Origin of the sequence: Agrobacterium sp. P15N1-A (assembly GCF_044626815.1) — a bacterium.
Classification (GTDB): Bacteria; Pseudomonadota; Alphaproteobacteria; order Rhizobiales; family Rhizobiaceae; genus Agrobacterium; species Agrobacterium leguminum.
In genome coordinates this window covers 491,923-509,203 of the sequence record NZ_JBIUPF010000004.1, presented here as the reverse complement: position 1 = coordinate 509,203, position 17,281 = coordinate 491,923, and the positions used below count along the sequence as shown (strand labels likewise).

At 58.9% G+C, this 17,281-nt stretch carries 13 protein-coding genes; 8 read left to right on the top strand and 5 right to left on the bottom strand.

The features are described from left to right. Positions 1-184: 184 nt before the first annotated feature. A complete protein-coding gene (locus ACIK7D_RS17360; RefSeq protein ID WP_400156922.1) occupies positions 185-1,570 on the bottom strand; it encodes an FAD/NAD(P)-binding protein in 1,386 nt (461 codons plus the stop codon). 435 nt (positions 1,571-2,005) lie between these two features. On the opposite strand from ACIK7D_RS17360, the gene repA reads away from it, so the two are divergent. From repA to ACIK7D_RS17330, 6 genes are all read left to right on the top strand, one after another. After that, the gene (repA, locus tag ACIK7D_RS17355; RefSeq protein WP_080819719.1) at positions 2,006-3,220 is read left to right on the top strand and encodes a plasmid partitioning protein RepA; all 1,215 of its coding nucleotides are present in this window, start codon (positions 2,006-2,008) and stop codon (positions 3,218-3,220) included. Beyond that, the gene (repB, locus tag ACIK7D_RS17350) at positions 3,217-4,230 is read left to right on the top strand and encodes a plasmid partitioning protein RepB (RefSeq protein WP_400156921.1); all 1,014 of its coding nucleotides are present in this window, start codon (positions 3,217-3,219) and stop codon (positions 4,228-4,230) included. The genes repA and repB overlap by 4 nt, the downstream gene beginning before the upstream one ends. Before the next feature lie 185 nt (positions 4,231-4,415). Further along, complete coding sequence (repC, locus tag ACIK7D_RS17345) at positions 4,416-5,693, top strand: plasmid replication protein RepC (protein ID WP_400156920.1); 1,278 nt, start codon at positions 4,416-4,418, stop codon at positions 5,691-5,693. Positions 5,694-6,149: 456 nt separating this feature from the next. Continuing rightward, on the top strand, positions 6,150-6,362 hold the full coding sequence (locus ACIK7D_RS17340) for a hypothetical protein (protein WP_400156919.1): 213 nt from the start codon (positions 6,150-6,152) through the stop codon (positions 6,360-6,362). A gap of 68 nt (positions 6,363-6,430) precedes the next feature. Continuing rightward, positions 6,431-6,715 (top strand): hypothetical protein, encoded by a 285-nt coding sequence (locus ACIK7D_RS17335; RefSeq protein ID WP_135396898.1) that lies wholly within the window; start codon positions 6,431-6,433, stop codon positions 6,713-6,715. A gap of 45 nt (positions 6,716-6,760) precedes the next feature. Then, positions 6,761-7,960, top strand: coding sequence for a low temperature requirement protein A (locus ACIK7D_RS17330; protein ID WP_400156918.1), 1,200 nt, complete (start codon positions 6,761-6,763; stop codon positions 7,958-7,960). Here the strand turns inward: ACIK7D_RS17330 and ACIK7D_RS17325 are convergent, their stop codons facing one another. Continuing rightward, the gene (locus ACIK7D_RS17325) at positions 7,961-9,430 is read right to left on the bottom strand and encodes a glycosyl transferase family protein (RefSeq protein WP_400156917.1); all 1,470 of its coding nucleotides are present in this window, start codon (positions 9,428-9,430) and stop codon (positions 7,961-7,963) included. Between the two features lie 147 nt (positions 9,431-9,577). Between ACIK7D_RS17325 and ACIK7D_RS17320 the strand changes: the two genes are divergently transcribed. Then, a complete protein-coding gene (locus tag ACIK7D_RS17320) occupies positions 9,578-11,686 on the top strand; it encodes a TonB-dependent receptor domain-containing protein (protein ID WP_400156916.1) in 2,109 nt (702 codons plus the stop codon). A gap of 160 nt (positions 11,687-11,846) precedes the next feature. Continuing rightward, the gene (gene soxR / locus ACIK7D_RS17315; protein WP_080819708.1) at positions 11,847-12,302 is read left to right on the top strand and encodes a redox-sensitive transcriptional activator SoxR; all 456 of its coding nucleotides are present in this window, start codon (positions 11,847-11,849) and stop codon (positions 12,300-12,302) included. A 30-nt stretch (positions 12,303-12,332) separates the two neighbouring features. On the opposite strand, the gene amyA is transcribed toward soxR, so the two are convergent. The 3 genes from amyA to ACIK7D_RS17300 form a co-directional block, all read right to left on the bottom strand. Beyond that, positions 12,333-13,820, bottom strand: coding sequence for an alpha-amylase (amyA, locus tag ACIK7D_RS17310; RefSeq protein ID WP_400156915.1), 1,488 nt, complete (start codon positions 13,818-13,820; stop codon positions 12,333-12,335). A gap of 111 nt (positions 13,821-13,931) precedes the next feature. Next, positions 13,932-15,665, bottom strand: coding sequence for an acetyl/propionyl/methylcrotonyl-CoA carboxylase subunit alpha (locus tag ACIK7D_RS17305; RefSeq protein WP_400156914.1), 1,734 nt, complete (start codon positions 15,663-15,665; stop codon positions 13,932-13,934). Continuing rightward, complete coding sequence (locus tag ACIK7D_RS17300) at positions 15,662-17,278, bottom strand: 5-oxoprolinase/urea amidolyase family protein (RefSeq protein ID WP_400156913.1); 1,617 nt, start codon at positions 17,276-17,278, stop codon at positions 15,662-15,664. Before ACIK7D_RS17300 ends, ACIK7D_RS17305 begins: the two co-directional genes overlap by 4 nt. Positions 17,279-17,281: the final 3 nt, after the last annotated feature.

Below are 17,281 nucleotides of genomic sequence, written 5' to 3'. Positions count from 1 at the left end.
CTGCATGCCTATAATGCGGCTCCCTGTGGGCATTCGCGCTGCGTTACACTCGCCAAATTCGGCATCCATGGAGTTTCCAGCACATTATTCAGAGAACAAGTTTGCCGCGGCTAACCTCGGAGAAGAGGTACTAAAAACGATGGAAACAAAGATGTGTCTCGCATCGGCCGATCCTTCAACCAACTCAACCCCGTGCGGAAAGCCGATCGCTCGCTGTCACTCTGTCCGTGATCTCCTGCGCAATCTTCTGCGCCTGCACGCGAATATCCGGAACGGCGGTAATTTCCCAGAAGCGGCCCGCCGTCAGCGCACCGGCAGCGAAAAGACCGGGCCAGCTTCGTCCGTCCGTCCGCAACAAACGGGACTGGCCATCGACTTCCACCCCGAGCCCGAAGGGATCGAGCAAAATAACGCCATCGCCGCGCATCGTTTCAAGAAGCCGCGAATGGCCGATGCCGGCCCGCTCCATTCCCGTGCAATTGATGACCCAATCGACCTGCAGTTCCTTCAATATCTGGGTATGCCTGCGGCGGTAACGCACGGCGATGCCCTCCACCCCTTCTTCAATGGAGCGAAGGTAACCAGCATGAATTTCAAGAACACCATCTGAAAGCAATTTCCCGAAAGCGCCAGACACTTCGGGTGCGATACGGTGCCGGTGGATGTTCCACCAGGGCAAGGCATGCCGAAGGAACCGGCTCCGCTGGGAAGGTGTAAGACGTTGCCAAAGCGATTGAGTTTGCGGCCGCAAGCCATCCATGACGGTGCGCCACGGCGCGCCATCGCGCACCTGCTTGCGCAGAGATTGCAGCAACCAGCTGATCTCCGTCGAGCCTTCAGGTAGATTCGGCCCCGCCGGCGGTGATGGTGGGCTGACATGCGGATGCGGCACCAAGCCACGACGGGACAGGACATGGATTGGCCCCAGATGTCCTTTTCCCCTCAGAGTCAAAACCTGATCGATCATCGTCAGGCCCGAACCCAGAATACAGATGCGATCCCCGGCTTTGATTTTGGACAACCATCCCGGCTGCCAGCAGTGGCCAATGATACGTTGCGGACCCTCTTCTTCCTTCGCGACAGTTTGCACCGGCAAACTCGCAGCGCCGACACCCAGACACAGGACGACATTCTGCGCGCGCAGCGGCTCACCATTTTCCAGCGTAAAAGAAAATCCGCCTGTGCCATCCGGGCGACAGGCCGAAGCCTTGGCCCGAACGAAGTCCACCCGGGCTCGTTGTTCCCTGCTTCTAAGCAAGCCAGCCAGCCTGTCGCGAAGATAAAGACCATAGTCACCGCGCGAGGCGAACAGCAGGGGATTGTCCGCGATCCCGTTTTCCGCCAACCAGCCGACGAAGTCATCCGGCTTGTCAGGGAAGACACTCATTCGCCCGGCTGGCACATTCAGACGATGATAGGGCAGTTCCGTGCGATAGGCGGTGCCGCGCCCGAAATCCGACTCATCGCCGACGATAGCGATAGAGGCTTCCGCCGGCAGGGACGATAAAAGATGGGCGGCGGTACAGATGGCCGAAAAACCCGACCCGACGAGAGCGACATCATAGGACATTCATTCCTCCAACCTGCGACAGCTTGAACAGCCAGACGACGGGTGTCGAACCCAACGATACTCTAGTCAACAAGTAGAGATTAAACAGATGCGAATGTCCACCCTTCACTTTCTGGCGCCGGGATTATCGGGGACATAGAAGATCGAACCCAAAAAGTTAGCCGCGGCAAACTCCCGCACAGCGCGGATATTCGGCGCACCAAAAGACGCGACAACGCCCTTCATTATGATCGACAACGAGAAGTTAGCCGCGGCTAACCGTCAAACCGTCACAAAAAGCAAATGTGATTCTTCCACAATGCTTTAGCGGCACTTTCCAACCTGAGAAAAAAGCCTATTGCGCCAAAAAGAGAATCGGCGCTTATATCTCAGTTGCGGAAAAAACCGCCTTTTTCGAAAAAAACCGCTACTGCAATTTCGAGCGAAAGAAGACCGATGACACAGAGTGCCGATTTAAGACGTGCCGCAGGAGCACCCGACCTGACGAGTCTTATACAACAGCATTCGGCTGCGTTGTCAGCCCAATTGCAGGCTCATAATGCAAATACATTTTCCCCGCACACCGAAAAGAGCATGCGCCATTTTTCACCGGCGGAAACCGCACGGTTGATCGGCATCGGCGAAGCCTATCTTCGCCAGATCGCCGCCGAGCGTCCGGAGCTCGATGCGGCGCAGGCTTCCGGTCGTCGTTCCTATTCCGTCGAGGATATGGACGAGATCAGAAAATTCCTCGATCAGGGCGCGCGTGGCGCACGCCGTTATCTGCCGCATCGCCGTGACGGCGAAGAGTTGCAGGTCATCGCGGTCATGAACTTCAAGGGCGGTTCAGGAAAAACCACGACATCGGCGCATCTGGCGCAATATCTGGCGCTGCGCGGGTACCGGGTGCTTGCCATCGATCTCGATCCGCAGGCCAGTCTGTCCGCTCTCTTCGGTCATCAGCCGGAGATCGATGTCGGTCCGAATGAAACGCTTTATGGCGCGATCCGTTACGACGATGAACGTCGGCCGATCGCCGAGATCGTTCGTGGCACCTATATCCCCAATCTCCATATCGTCCCGGGCAATCTGGAGCTTATGGAATTCGAACACGACACGCCCCGCGCGCTGATGCGTCGCGCGCCAGGCGATACGTTGTTTTTTGCCCGCATCGGCCAGGCTATAGCCCAGGCGCAGAACTTCTATGACGTTGTCGTCATCGATTGCCCGCCGCAGCTTGGTTACCTGACGCTTTCGGCGTTGACGGCTGCCACATCGGTTCTCGTCACCGTTCATCCGCAAATGCTTGATGTGATGTCGATGAACCAGTTCCTTGCCATGACCGGCGATCTTCTTGCCGAAATCGGCAGGGCGGGAGCGCGGTCCGACTATAACTGGATGCGTTACCTGATCACCCGCTTTGAACCGAGCGATGGGCCGCAGAACCAGATGGTCGCCTTCCTGCGCTCGATTTTTGGCGAGAACGTCCTCATCCATCCGATGCTGAAGAGCACGGCCGTCTCGGATGCCGGACTGACCAACCAGACACTTTTCGAAGTGGAAAGAACCCAGTTCACCCGGTCCACCTATGACCGCGCGCTGGAAGCCATGAACAACGTAAACGCTGAAATCGAAGGACTGATTAAAAAAGCGTGGGGTAGGGCAGCATGAGCAGAAAACAGATCTTCGCCAATCTCGGCACGCCGGGCACCGACAGCAACGAGACTGCCACCGAGCGGTCGCGTCCGCGTATCCGGCCCATTCTCGGTTCTCCGGAACTCGTGACGGATGTTCTGAATTCCCCGGTCGGCATGATCGGCCAGTCGCTCAATGAAGTATCGGAACGCGCCAAGCGGGCAGAAGAGATCGAAAAGCAGCTCGCGGAAGGTCTTACGATCGTTTCGCTCAGCCCTGCCGATATCGACCCCTCTTTCATACCGGATCGGATGCCAGCCTCTGAAGAGGCGGATGCAGGTCTGGTAGAGGCCATTCGTGAACAGGGCCAGCAGGTTCCCATTCTGGTGCGCCCGCATCCCGAATTCCCCGGCCGTTATCAGGTCGCCTTCGGCCATCGTCGCCTGCGCGCCGTTTCCAGCCTCGGTATTCCGGTCAAGGCGGTCGTTCGTGATCTCAGCGACGAGCAGCTGGTGGTCGCCCAGGGACAGGAAAACAACGAGCGTCGCGACCTCACCTATATCGAAAAGGCGCGTTTTGCCCAGAAACTGCAGATGCGGTTTCCTCGGGATACGATCATGGCCGCCATGTCGCTGCACAAGGGCGATCTCTCCAACATGCTTTCGGTTGTCGGCCGCATTCCCGAAGATCTGGTCGATCTGATTGGCCCGGCCCCGACTGTCGGCCGTCGTAACTGGATGGATCTTGCCGATCAGCTTTCCTCCTCGCAGGTCAAGGAAGCAGCCCGCGCCTATGTCAAGGATGCATCGGTCGCCGCCTTGCCATCGGAAGAACGTTTCAAGTCGCTCCTGGATTTCCTGAAGCCCAAGGCGCAGGCGAAAAAAACCGGCGTCTGGTCATCGCAAACCGGCGGCCGGCTGGCGAAGGTGGTCGAGAGCGACCGCAAGCTGGATATCTCCATCGACAAGAACGAAGCCCCGGAATTTGCCGAGTTCGTTCTCGAACATCTTCAGAAGCTGTTTGCCGAATACCGGTCCAAGCAGTGATTTTTAACTCGAACGACTAACAGGAGACGCATCACAAAAGAAAAAAGCCCCCGAACGTTGCCGCGCGGAAGCCTTTCTTTGATTTAAGCACCCGAAGAATCTCATTTCCGCGAATCATAGTCAAGAGTCTTGGCATCGAATTTTTCGGTGAGCGATTTTCTTTTGCCTTGTGAAAGGTGAAAGACATGGACAGTACATGTGTAACGACGCCCTTTGGGCGGCGAGCGATGTCGTTTGGCGTCCTCGCAACCCAGTTCGCCGCGCAGAAAAGCAAGAAAATCGAAGCGGTCGATAAATGGAAACTCTATCGTTCGGTCTGCGAAGCCAGGCCCTTGCTCGGCGTGACCGATCGCTCGCTTGCGGTCCTGAACGCGCTTTTGAGTTTTTATCCGAAAAACGAGCTTTCCACCGAAGCCGGATTGGTCGTCTTCCCGTCGAATACGCAATTGTCGCTCAGGGCCCATGGCATGGCCGAGCAGACACTGCGCCGGCACCTTTCGGCTCTTGTCGAGGCCGGTCTCATCATTCGCAAAGACAGCCCGAACGGAAAACGATACGCCCGCAAGCACAGGGGAGGGGAAATCAGCGAGGCTTATGGTTTTTCGCTGGCGCCGCTTCTTGCCCGCAAAGCGGAAATCGAGGAACTGGCCGAACGCATTGTCAGCGAGCGGCTCGATCTTCAGCGGCTTCGTGAAAACATCAGCCTTTGCCGCCGCGATATTCAGAAACTCTGCGAGATGATTGCCGCGAGCGGTGAAGTCGAGACCTTCGAAGGTTTTCAGACCCGCTACAACGCCATTGCCGGCTCTCTCGGCCGCAATTCCAAGCCTGCGGAACTTCGGGAAATCGCCGGATTTTTGGCCTCTTTGCGCGCGGAAGTGACCAACTATCTGGAAAATATTGAAAAATCGGAAAAAACGGGCGGCAATGACTGCCAAAATGAGCGCCTCATAAAGAATTCAGAATCCGAATCCATATCTGAACGGCAAGATTTGCGCGAACCGGCAACTGTTGCACCTGCCAGCACGGCATGCACCCAGCCGGCATATGTGGCACCCGTCAGTGCAAAAGCTTCGCCGCAGTCAGCAAAGCCTGTTCCTCATAAGCAATTTTTTGTTCCTGATATTGTTTTGGTTTTGAAGGCTTGCCCGGATATCTCGCTCTATGCCCCAGGCGGAGCGGTTACCGGATGGCGCGATCTCGAAGTGGCGACATCCGTCATCAAAACCATGTTCAACATCAGCCAGTCGGCGTATCAGGATGCGCTTGTCACATTCGGCCGACAGGGAACGGCAGCCATTCTCGCATGCCTTTTGCAGAAAGCAGACCAGATAAGCTCGCTCGGCGGATATCTGCGTAATCTGACCCGTAAGGCGCAGGAAGGCGGCTTTGATGTGCAGACAATGCTTCTGGCGCAATTGCGAGGGCGTAAGGACGCCATGGAGGCGAACATGCTTTCGTGAGTTCGCACGGCCTTGGGAAATGGTCATCGCTTGCGGAAAAAGCAGACGGAAGTTACATTAACCCCGTTTCCGCAAGTAGAAAGAGATTCGCATGAGGCTGCTGCAGCAACAGTGCAGCCGGTGGATTTCTATGGTTAATGCAAGGTAATGAAAACTAAGTTCGATTTAGCTTTCGTTTGCGTTTTTCCATGATTGGTTTCAATCGCTTGAGTCGAGCGTATTTTTCGTCGAAATTGTGACGAGAAGAGCGGAAAAGCGTAATCTGTATGCGCGGAGCAGCCAAAACAGGCGTGCGATACTGAATAGAAGCGCATGCCCGGGGGCCGCAAAACCGGGATATGGCCCATCGGAAGTAAATGCACGGTCGACAGACAAGCCTCGCGCCAAAACAGCGAGGTTGAACTTTCTGCAAGGTCCTGCGTTTGCGCTTGATTGCTTGAACGGATGGCTGAGCTGATGAATTTTCCGGATGACATGGAACTGGCCGTCGCCCTCTACATGGCGGACAACGCCTTGCCCCGGGAAAGGGCGATCGAAAAGCTCCTGAGAGCGGAGCTCGAAAACACGGGCCATCTGCCCGGTGGCGAAGGTCGGCCGCCGGAGATCGTCGATGGGCAATCGAGCGCGGACTATGTTCAATATAGCTCCTACCTCGATGCGGATAGCTGACGAGCGGCGGAACCAAAGCGGGCGAGGGCTGTTTATGGCGCAGATAATTGTGCCAGGATATGCGTCCCATGTTTCCCAGATCATTTTTTATCTCAGCCGCACTCGCCGCGATGACGAGCCTGCCGGCAATTGCCCAGCCTCTTGAGGTCAGCACGCTTGCGGTTTCCAGCGCCGGCGGCATTCCACATTTACCAGAGGCCGCGACCCCCAACTACATTACCGACGTGTCCGGGAAGAAAGTCCGTCTGGTTGGGCCGCGCTTTTATCCCGACAGTGGGCGGGCGCTGGAGTTTCCCGGCCGAAGGTCGAACCCGGTTGCATCGGGCAGCGAAGAGGCTTTGTCGCAACGGTGAGGGGCATGGTGAGAAGACCGGTCGAAATCTTGCGGCGGAGGTGGAATGAGAGCCGGGGGTGAGCTTCAAGGACGCAACGCGGGTGCGGAAAGCTGGATAAGGCAAGAGGGACAGGACGCCGGCAAGGCGAGTTTCCCCGAATTGTTCTTCGATCTGGTCTTTGTTTTCGCGCTGATCCAGCTCTCCCATGCGCTGGCCAAGGATTTTGGGCCAACGGCGGCGCTTGAGGCCGGCATCCTGATATTGTCGCTCTGGTGGCTATGGATACACACCACCTGGATCACAAACCTGCTGAACACGGAAAAGGAGCCGGTCAGGATCCTGCTGTTCGTGCTGATGTTCGGCGGCGTTCTGCTGGCCATCGCGCTGCCGGAGGCTTTTGCGGAACAGGGTCTTGTCTTCGCCCTGATCTACAGCGTGATGCAGGTCGGTCGAAGCCTGTTCGCCCTCTATGCGTTCAGGGGTGAAGACCGGCAGTCCTTTCTGGTCTTCGTGCGCGTGACGATCTGGCTTGCGATATCGAGCCTGTTCTGGCTTGCCGGTGGGCTCGTCGATCTGGCGGATCGCATTCTCTTGTGGGGCATCGCACTTGCAATTGAATATGCCGGCCCCGCCTGCCGTTATGTCGTGCCGGGTGTGGCCTCGAGCGACGAGGACAGGCTGCATCTTTCCGGCGAGCATCTGGCGGAGCGATGCGCGCTTTTCGTCATCATCTGCCTTGGCGAAACGATCCTGACCACGGGACGCACGGCCACCGAATATATGAATTCGGGCCTGACATTCATCGTCTTCTGCTCCGCTTTCGTCAGTACCGTGGCGATGTGGTGGATTTATTTCCATCACGGGCAGGAGGAGGCTTCGAGAAAAGCCGAGAATGCCGAAGAAAAGGCGAAGATCGCTCATAATCTTTTTAACTACGGGCATTTGCCCATCGTGGCCGGCATCATCCTGACGGCGGTGGGTGAGGATTTCAGCCTCTCCCATGCGCGGGATGGCGCAACGATGCGGGAGGCGCTCGCCATTCTCGGCGGTCCGGTCCTGTTTCTGGCGGGCAATATCGGCGTCAAGATCGCCGTCGCTTATCAGCGACCGGTGTCGCATTTTGCCGGTGTGGCGGCGCTCTGCCTGCTTTTGCCGGTGCCGGGTGTTCCCCTTTTCGTGCTGCAACTGGCGAGCACGGGAATTCTTCTGCTTGTCGCCCTTTGGGAATATCTGGCGCTGAAAAGGGCGGTCGCCAATGCCTGATCAGGCGTTGACGAGATTGCGCGCCCTGTCGTTCCAGAGCCGAAGGCTGCGGGCATAGGCTTCCTCGAAGGGCAGAGCCATATCGTTGACCAGCATCAGCGCGATGGCGGTCGTGGAGATGATAATGGTTTCTGCCCTTTCGTCCCTTGCGGCACCCGTCCAGACGGCCCGCCAATATTCGAAGGTTGTGAACATGGTCGGCATTTCGGCGGGCGGCGTTTCGCGTGCGGGAACGATGAATTCCACATCCTCGCCCTTCGAAAGACCGAAAATCCGAGTGCTGCGAAACGGCGTGAATTGCGCGAAATCCCGCGTATTGCCGAGAATGGCGAGGTTTTCCACCGAAAGCAGTCGTGCCGTGTCCCGATGAAGTTCCTGATAGGACGGGCGGGCGACGCCGATGATCGTGCTTCTGGCGCGAAGCGGATTGAGAAGATGCACGACCGTATTGAGCGGCAGGCGCATCTCCAGAATGCCGTACAGGCCGAGCAGGCTTTGAAACTGCAGGGACAGACCGCCGATCGGCAGGTAAGCGATGCGTTCCGAGGCCGTGGCTTTCGCCGCCTGCGAAAGCGAGTGGCAAAGGGGGATGCCGCAGGCCTGTGCTGCAAGTTCAAGCTTGCCGCCGTTTTCTCCCTGTCCCACATGCCCGTGCAGCAGGACGCTGTATCCCGCCATGGCGACAAGACGCGCGGAATGAAGGAACCATGGCGCATCGCGATGTTTCGGCGACATATAAGCGGGCCAGTCGAGATCCACCGATGCAGGACCTTGCTGGTCCCTCTCTATATGTCTCCACATGGCTTCGATGAAACCGGCAAGCTCCGCCGCGGTCACGCCGCGATATTGCGTGGTGGCGAGCAGCGCGCCTATCTGTATCGGGTCGGCATCACCATCGAGAATGATCGAGAGCGCATCCATCGCTTCCACTTGGCTGAGCGGGCGGCTGTTGCCAATGCCCATCGCCGAGGTGGCGATATATTTGGCAAGCCTCTGCTGCGGATCGGCATTGTGGCCGATGCGCGCGAGACGGTCGGCGATGTTTTCCGGTGTCGGCTGACCTTCCAGAAGAACGCTGGGGCGAAGCGAAAGCGGCGGCGCCTTCATCAGCACGGGCCGCTCCCAGCCGCTTGCACTGGCGTTGGCCGGGGCGGCGGGTTTTTCCTGCGAATAGTCGATCAGGTTCTCGGCCTCCGCCGCCAGCGAACGAATGCGCAGCCGCATGTTTTCGGCAAAGGGGGTGGGACGCAGGCCCTGACCGGTGCGCAGAAAAAGCTGGTCGCCGTATCTTTCGCGCAGCTGCTGCAATATCCGGCTCATCGAAGATGTCGGCAGTCCCATGCCCGCCGCAGCGCGGCTGACGCTGCCTTCCCGCAATAACGCATCGAAAGCGACAAGTAGTTTCAGCTGCCCAAGCCTGTCGGGCCTTGTCGTGGAGGCTGGTTCATCTTTTCTCTTGCCGGTTGTCATCTTGCGATTTTTTTACTCCACCGCTTGTCCGGGGAGCCCTTTTTGCAATTTCTGGAATTTAGAACTGTTCGAAAACAAACGCGTTGCGCCCGCACTCCCTCCTAAATAAGTGGGGTTAAATTCTCAAGTTAAATGCGGGGGCATAACATGGAATTGAAGTACCGCGGCCGCGAAAAGTCCGCGATGGTAATAAAGGCCGGTCTTTCGGCAGCAATGGCGGGAACGGCGCTTGGCATTGCTCTGCCCGTTTTTGCGCAGCAGGCGTCTGAGGGGAACACGGTTCTTCAGCAGATCGTCGTCACCGCATCCGGTTTCGAGCAGAATGTGAAGGACGCTCCGGCCAGCATCACGGTTGTGACGCGGGAAGATCTGGAAAAGGGATCCTATCGCGATCTGACCGATGCCCTGCGGGAAGTTCAGGGCGTATCCGTCACCGGCATTGCCAATGAAAAGGATATTTTCATTCGCGGTCTGCCCGGTGCTTACACGCTGGTTCTGGTTGACGGCAAGCGGCAGAGCACGCGTGATGCCCGCACCAACGGCAATTCCGGCTTCGAACAGAGTTTCGTGCCGCCGGTTTCGGCGATCGAGCGTATCGAAGTGGTGCGCGGGCCGATGTCCTCGCTTTATGGTTCGGATGCCATGGGCGGTGTCATCAACATCATCACGCGTAAGGTCGGCGATGTCTGGTCAGGTTCCGTCACCACCGAAGGCACGGTTCAGCAGCATTCCAAATTCGGCAATAGCGGCCAGGTCTCCTGGTACGCCAACGGACCGATCCTGAAGGACCAGCTCGGTCTGCAGCTCTGGGGCAGGGGTTTCACACGCGGCGAAGACCGTATTCTGAGCGGCACCACGGGCGCCAAGGAATATGATTTCAACGGTCGCCTGACGTTTACACCGAACGAAGATCACGACATCTATCTCGAAGGCGGCAAGACGCGGCTGCGCCGCAGCGCCGAGCCCGGCGACACGCTGGCGGCGACCGACGCCAACGGCACCTACAATACCAATACGCGTGACCATTGGTCATTGTCGCATACCGGACGCTGGGGGCCGACCACATCCGAATTTTCGTTCCAGCAGGAATGGGCGGAGCGCACCAACTTCACCAGAAATATCCGCACCGGCCGCGTGACAGAAAACCCGCGCTCGCCGGAAGTGCGCAACACCGTTCTCGATGGCAAGTTCACCACGCCGTTCGAATTGTTCGGCAATCACACGCTGGTCACGGGCGGACAATATTTCGAGGCGCGGCTGACGGACCAGAATCCGGGACGCCGCACCGGCCGCGACGAGACATTTTCGGCGACGCAATGGGCGCTCTTCCTTGAGGATGAATGGCGCATTGTCGATAATTTCGCGCTGACGGGCGGTCTTCGTCTCGATAATCACGAGAAATACGGCAATCATTTCAGCCCGCGCCTTTACGGCGTTTGGAGCGCGACCGACGAACTGACCATCAAGGGCGGCATCTCTACCGGTTTCCGCGCCCCGGAAATCCGCCAGATCGCGCCGGGTTACGCCTATACGACGGGCGGCGGCGGTTGCACCTATGGCCCGAGCGGCACCTGCGGCGTGATCATCGGCGATCCCAACCTCGAAGCGGAAAAGAGCACGAGCTATGAAGTGGCCGCGCTTTGGGACAATGGCGACGTCGCTCTCGGCGCCACCTATTTCTACACCGATTTCAAGGACAAGATTTCCAACGCGCTGGTGCTCAATCCGGATGGAACGCCGGCCCGTTGGAGCGAAGACCGCAACTATCGTCTCTGGTACAATTACAACATCGACGATGCGGTCATTCAGGGTGTGGAACTGACGGCGACATGGTATGCGACGCCGGACCTGACGCTGCGCGGCAACTATACCTATACGCATTCCGAACAGAAAACCGGCGATTATGAAGGCTTCCCGCTGGCGCGTACACCGGAGCATATGGCCAATCTGCGCGGCGACTGGGTAACCCCAATCGACGGTCTGGAAGCCTGGGCCTCGCTGAATTACCACGGATCGGAAATCAATGCCGGCCCGCGCATCGGCACCAACGGTACGCCGGTGACGATCAACGGCAAGGCCGGGCGCAAATATGACGCCTACACCACACTGGATATCGGCGCGAAATATGCGGTCGCCGAAAATGTCGATCTCAATGCCGCCATTTACAATGTCTTCGACAAGGATGTCGGCACCGACGATTTCAACACCGTCATGGAAGGCCGCCGTTTCTGGATCAGCATGACAGCGAAATTCTGATCCGTGGCCAACATTCACGAAATTTGGAGGCGCCTTTGGGCGCCTCTTTTTTTGGGCCATCGCCTATTGACCTCAACTATGGTTGAGGAATTATACCGGCTGCTCTTCACTATGTTTCCGCGTTTTCCGAGCGGAAATCGTTACGGAAGCAGGAGCCAGAATGGAAAATACCCTATTCAAGCACAGCCTGACGGTTGGGGAGGTTGCCCGCCGCAGCGGCATCGCCGTGTCCACCATCCATTTTTACGAGGCGAAGGGGCTGATTGAAGGTTGGCGAACCGCCGGTAACCAGCGTCGTTATCATCGCGCCGTTCTGCGGCGTATCGCCATCATCCGCATCGCGCAGCGGGCGGGTATACAGCTCAGCATCATCAGGGATGCGATGGCCGATCTGCCGCAGGATCGGGTGGCGACGACGGCCGATTGGCGCAGGTTTTCCCAATCCTGGCGGGAAATGCTGCAGCTTCGCATCAATAGCCTGATCATGCTGCGCGATCAGCTTACCGGCTGTATCGGTTGCGGGTGTCTTTCGCTGGATGATTGTCCGTTGCGCAATCCGAACGATGTTCTGGCCGATGACGGCGCAGGTCCGCGCCGCCTCGTTTCTGCGGAATGAACGGGATTTCCGAACCGGAACGGTTGTTCCTCACTCGGAATCGGCTGCAACCCAGACGCTGACGCTGCCGCCATTGGTGGGAAAGACGCCCTTGCCGCTCTCATCGAGGGTAATCCGTTCTTCACGGTGCCCGAGAAAGTCGCGCCAGACCGCCCCGGCGTGATCGGGACCGAGATCGATCTGCTTTTCCGCCGGCTCGCCATTCGACATCACCACCACGCAGCCCGGCGCATCGACGGTGCCGTGGCGAATAAAGGCGATGCAGCTTGCATCGTCGAGAATATCCGTCTGGGCACCGTTGGCGAAACGGCTGCGGGCTTCGATGAGCTTCGGCAGGCATTCAATGGCGGGCATATCGATTTTATGTTCGTTGCCGTCATTGCCGGTGTCGGTATAGCTCGTGCCAAACAGATCGGGATAAAAGACGCAGGGCACACCCTCTTCGCGCAGCAGGATGATCGCATAGGCAAGAGGTTTGAACCAGGGTTCCACCGGCGCTTCCAGCGATTGCAGCGGCTGCGTGTCGTGATTGTCGACTAGCGTGACGGCATGGTCTGGAACGGCGGAGACAAGCGAACCATCGAAGATGCGGCGCATATCGAACTCGCCGCCCTGTTTCGAGGCGTCATGGAAGCTGTGGTGAAGGGCGACATCGAAGAGCATCAGCTGCTTGTCGACGAGTTCTAGATAGCTTTTCAGCGCCTCGAGATCGGGGTGCCAATATTCCGCCACGACGAAGAGATCGGGATCGACCTTTTCGCGCATATGGCCGACCCAGTCGCGGAAGAACCAAGCCGGAATATGTTTGGCGGCATCGAGACGGAAGCCATCGACCTGCACCTGTTCGGAGAGCCAGCGGCCCCAATATTTGAGTTCCTCATAAACCGCCCGGTTCCTGAATTCGACATCGGCACCCATCAGATAATCGAAGTTGCCGTTTTCCTGATCGACTTCCTCATTCCATTCCCCATCGCCATACTCATTGACGAGGCGGAAAATCCCGTCTTCGGTCGGCTCTTCGATGTGGTCGACACCGCTGAAGCACTTCAGATCCCAGATGAATTTGGAGTGTTTTCCGTTGCGGCCGGGAAAGGTGAAGCGGGTAAAGGCCAGCGCCTGAAAGTCTTCATCGTCGATCTCGGTACGGTCTTCGGGATTGACACGGCGAACCCGCACCTTCTCCTTTTCATCCGCACCCATCTTGTGGTTGAGAACCACGTCATGAATGACGCGGATGCCGTTTTCCTTCAGCGTTCTTCCGGCATGTTCGAGGGCGGCGCGATCGCCATATTTGGTGGCGACGGTGCCCTTCTGGTCGAATTCGCCAAGGTCGAAGAGATCGTAGGTATCGTAACCGACCGAATAGCCGCCGGCAGCACCCTTATAAGCCGGTGGCAACCAGATATCGGTGATGCCCATTTTGGCAAGGCTTGTCGCCTTTTCGGCCACCTCGCTCCACAATTTCCCTCCGTCCGGATAATACCAATGGAAGAATTGAAGCAAGGTGCGTCCGGCCATATTTCCCTCACAGTCGTTAACAGGTCGCGCCATAAACGGCCCGGCGGCGAAAGGGTTCCGCCGCCGGCCATACGCGATCTGCGATTGTGAGGCCGGCTGGCCGTTCGTATATTAGCCGGCTATGTCGAGGAGGGCAGCGCCCGCCTGCAGATAGTCGCCTTCCTTGACGATCAGGCGAACTTTGCCGGCCTTGGTGGCGACAATTTGCGTCTCCATCTTCATGGCCTCCATGACGGCCAGAAGATCGCCTTGCGAAACCGTGTCCCCGTCTTTCACCTTGAAGGATTGAAGCGTGCCGGAAACCGGGGCGGTGATTTCGCCTTCCTTTTCCTTGGGCGTGGCGGCGCCGGGAACCGCCGCGCTGCTGCCGCTAACCGCACCGAGGCTGGAGAGCAGCAGGCTGGACAGACCGACCGATACACGCTTGCCGTCGATTTCCAGGAAAGTGCGGGTGACGGAAGGGTCTTTGGCCGGTGCCGGGCGCTCCATGGCATCCGGCATGGCGGCGAAATCGGTCTCGATCCAGCGGGTGTGCACCTTGAAACCGTCCGTGCCGATGAAGTCTTCGGTTTCAATCGCCGCCCGATGGAAGGGCAGCACCGTGGCGATGCCTTCGATGCGGAATTCCTTCAGCGCGCGGCGGGCGCGGCGCAGGACCTGATCGCGGTCGGCACCCGTGACGATGAGCTTCGCCATCAGCGAGTCGAATACGCCCGGCACGCTGGAGCCGCTGACGACGCCGCTGTCCACGCGAATGCCGGGACCGGAGGGGGCGTCGAAAAGCGAGATCGAGCCGGGGGTCGGCAGGAAGCCTCGGCCGGGATCTTCGGCATTGATGCGGAATTCCATCGAATGTCCACGCGGTTCCGGCGTTTCGAGAACCCGCAGCTTATGGCCTTCGGCGATGCGGAACTGCTCGATAACGAGATCGATACCGGTGGTTTCCTCGGTAACGGGATGTTCCACCTGCAGGCGCGTATTGACCTCGAGGAAGGAAATCGTGCCATCGACGCCGAGCAGGAATTCGACGGTGCCGGCGCCGGAATAACCGGCAGCGGCGCAGATAGCCTTGGCGGCCGCATGGATTTTCTGCCGCTGTTCGTCGGAGAGGAACGGGGCGGGAGCCTCTTCAATCAGTTTCTGGTTCCGGCGCTGAAGCGAGCAGTCGCGGGTGCCGAGGACGAGCACATTGCCATGCTTGTCAGCCAGAACCTGCGCCTCGATATGGCGCGGCCGGTCGAGGAAACGCTCAAGGAAACACTCGCCACGGCCGAAGGCGGCCGTTGCCTCGCGCACGGCGGATTCGTAGAGATCGGCGATCTCTTCCATCTTCCACGCCACCTTCAGGCCACGTCCACCACCGCCATGGGCCGCCTTGATGGCGACGGGCAGGCCGTGTTCTTCGGCGAAGGCCGTGACTTCGGCAGCGGAAGCGACGGGGCCGTCACTGCCCGCGACCAGCGGAGCGCCGACACCGGTGGCAATGCGCCGCGCCTCTACCTTGTCGCCCAGTGCCTCGATGACGTGTGGATCGGGGCCGATCCAGATGAGGCCGGCATCGAGAACGGCACGCGCAAATTCGGCGCGCTCGGACAGGAAGCCGTAACCGGGATGCACGGCATCCGCACCGGCGCGTTTGGCAGTCGCGATCAGCTTGGCGATATCGAGATAGGTCTCGGCGGGACGCACGCCCTCCAGCGCATAGGCCTCATCCGCCAACCGGACGAAAAGCGCATCCTGATCGGGATCGGCATAAACGGCGACCGATTGCAGGCCATAATCGCGACATGCGCGGATGATGCGCACCGCGATCTCGCCGCGATTGGCAATCAGCACTTTTTTCATCGCTCTTCTCCTCGGAATTCTGTGTTCTTGGCCGCGATTTCGGCAAACGGGCCAATCGGGCGGAATCTGATTTTTGCGTTCACCGGGATTTGCCCGGCAAGATCGAGATGATATTCGGCGACCGCGCCGATGACGGGATAACCGCCCGTCAGGGGGTGATCGGCAAGGAAGAGAACCGGCTGGCCGCTATGGGGAATCTGGATCGCCCCGGTCGCGGTGCCTTCGCTCGGCAATTCGGCGCTGTCCCTGCGCTCCACCGGCACTTCGCCGGCGAGGCGGATGCCCACCCGGTTTGATTGCGGGGTGACCTGCCAGAGCTGGCCGGTCAGGGTCTCGATACCCTTTTGCGTGAACCAGTCGGTGCGGGGGCCGAGAACGACGTCCAGCGTGACGACCTCGCCGGTTGCCGGCGGTTCGAAGGGCGGAACCTCGTCGATCGATACGCTGGAAAGGCCGATCTTCTCGCCTTTTAGCGGCAGGATGGCGCCTGCACCCACCGGCTCTGGACCGACAACAGCCAGCGTATCCGTTGCGAAACTGCCGAGCACCGGGTCGACATCGAAGCCGCCACGTACGGCAAGATAACAGCGCATGCCCTTCGGTGGCTGGCCGAAGGTCACCACATCACCGGGTTCGAGCGACACCGGGCCATGGATATTGGCCGCGAAACTGCGATCTGCCGTGGTGATCGTGATGGGGCAGGGGGCGCCTGCAATACCAATGACGGCGCGGCTCGTGCTCTTAAAGGAAAATCCGCCGAGCGTCAGTTCGAGACAGGGCGTGTTGACGGGGTTGCCGACGATGCGGTTTGCGGCATTGAACGCGCCGCGATCCAGCGCGCCGGAGGCCGAAACGCCCTGTCCGGTCTGGCCGAAACGGCCGAGATCCTGGAAGATGGCGGGCATGGGGGCGGCGAGCACCTCGAAATGCGGGCCGTCTTTTGCGGTCTTTTTCGTGGCGTTTCGCTGTGCCGAGACGGGGATGTCGACCGTTTTGCCGGCCTTGTCCATGTCGAAGAAACGCACCCGGTAACCCGGCTGGAAAAGCGCGCCGGGATCGCGGTCTATATCCCACATCTTGACCGGCGTGGTGCCGATGATCTGCCAGCCACCGGGGCTGTTTTGCGGGTAGACGCCGCTGAAGGCGCCGGCCAGCGCCACTGAACCAGCCGGAATGCGGGTGCGCGGGCTTTGCCGACGCGGCACATGCAGCGCCGGATCGCCGCCGACCAGATAACCGAAGCCGGGAGCGAAACCGCAAAAGGCTACGGTGAACTCGCTTCCGGTGTGGCGGCGGATAACCTCTTCGACGCTCATGCCGGTCAATTCGGCAACATCGGCGAGGTCCTCGCCATTATAGTGGACGGGGATTTCCACGAGATTGTCCGAAGGCGCGATTTTTGCGGAGAGATCGCGGCTTGCCAGCCGCGCAGCCAGCGCTTCGGCACCGATCTTCTCAGGGCGAAAGCGGATCATCAGGGTGCGGGCAGCCGGCACCGTCTCTTCGATACCTTCGACCGGATCGTTCTGAAGTGAGGCGAAAAGCGCCAGCGTTTCATCGAGATCGGCGAGTTCGACAAGAATGGTGGTGAGGCTGACGGGGAGAAAACGCATCAT

Bases quoted from the DNA above. Each gene is read 5' to 3' on its own strand.
- ACIK7D_RS17335 (WP_135396898.1), top strand. From the start codon at position 6,431: ATGTTTCCCAGATCATTTTTTATCTCAGCCGCACTCGCCGCGATGACG.
- amyA (WP_400156915.1), bottom strand. From the start codon at position 13,820: ATGGCCGGACGCACCTTGCTTCAATTCTTCCATTGGTATTATCCGGAC.
- repC (WP_400156920.1), top strand. From the start codon at position 4,416: ATGGACAGTACATGTGTAACGACGCCCTTTGGGCGGCGAGCGATGTCG.
- repB (WP_400156921.1), top strand. From the start codon at position 3,217: ATGAGCAGAAAACAGATCTTCGCCAATCTCGGCACGCCGGGCACCGAC.
- ACIK7D_RS17305 (WP_400156914.1), bottom strand. From the start codon at position 15,665: ATGAAAAAAGTGCTGATTGCCAATCGCGGCGAGATCGCGGTGCGCATC.
- ACIK7D_RS17300 (WP_400156913.1), bottom strand. From the start codon at position 17,278: ATGCGTTTTCTCCCCGTCAGCCTCACCACCATTCTTGTCGAACTCGCC.
- soxR (WP_080819708.1), top strand. From the start codon at position 11,847: ATGGAAAATACCCTATTCAAGCACAGCCTGACGGTTGGGGAGGTTGCC.
- ACIK7D_RS17330 (WP_400156918.1), top strand. From the start codon at position 6,761: ATGAGAGCCGGGGGTGAGCTTCAAGGACGCAACGCGGGTGCGGAAAGC.
- ACIK7D_RS17325 (WP_400156917.1), bottom strand. From the start codon at position 9,430: ATGACAACCGGCAAGAGAAAAGATGAACCAGCCTCCACGACAAGGCCC.
- ACIK7D_RS17320 (WP_400156916.1), top strand. From the start codon at position 9,578: ATGGAATTGAAGTACCGCGGCCGCGAAAAGTCCGCGATGGTAATAAAG.
- repA (WP_080819719.1), top strand. From the start codon at position 2,006: ATGACACAGAGTGCCGATTTAAGACGTGCCGCAGGAGCACCCGACCTG.
- ACIK7D_RS17340 (WP_400156919.1), top strand. From the start codon at position 6,150: ATGAATTTTCCGGATGACATGGAACTGGCCGTCGCCCTCTACATGGCG.
- ACIK7D_RS17360 (WP_400156922.1), bottom strand. From the start codon at position 1,570: ATGTCCTATGATGTCGCTCTCGTCGGGTCGGGTTTTTCGGCCATCTGT.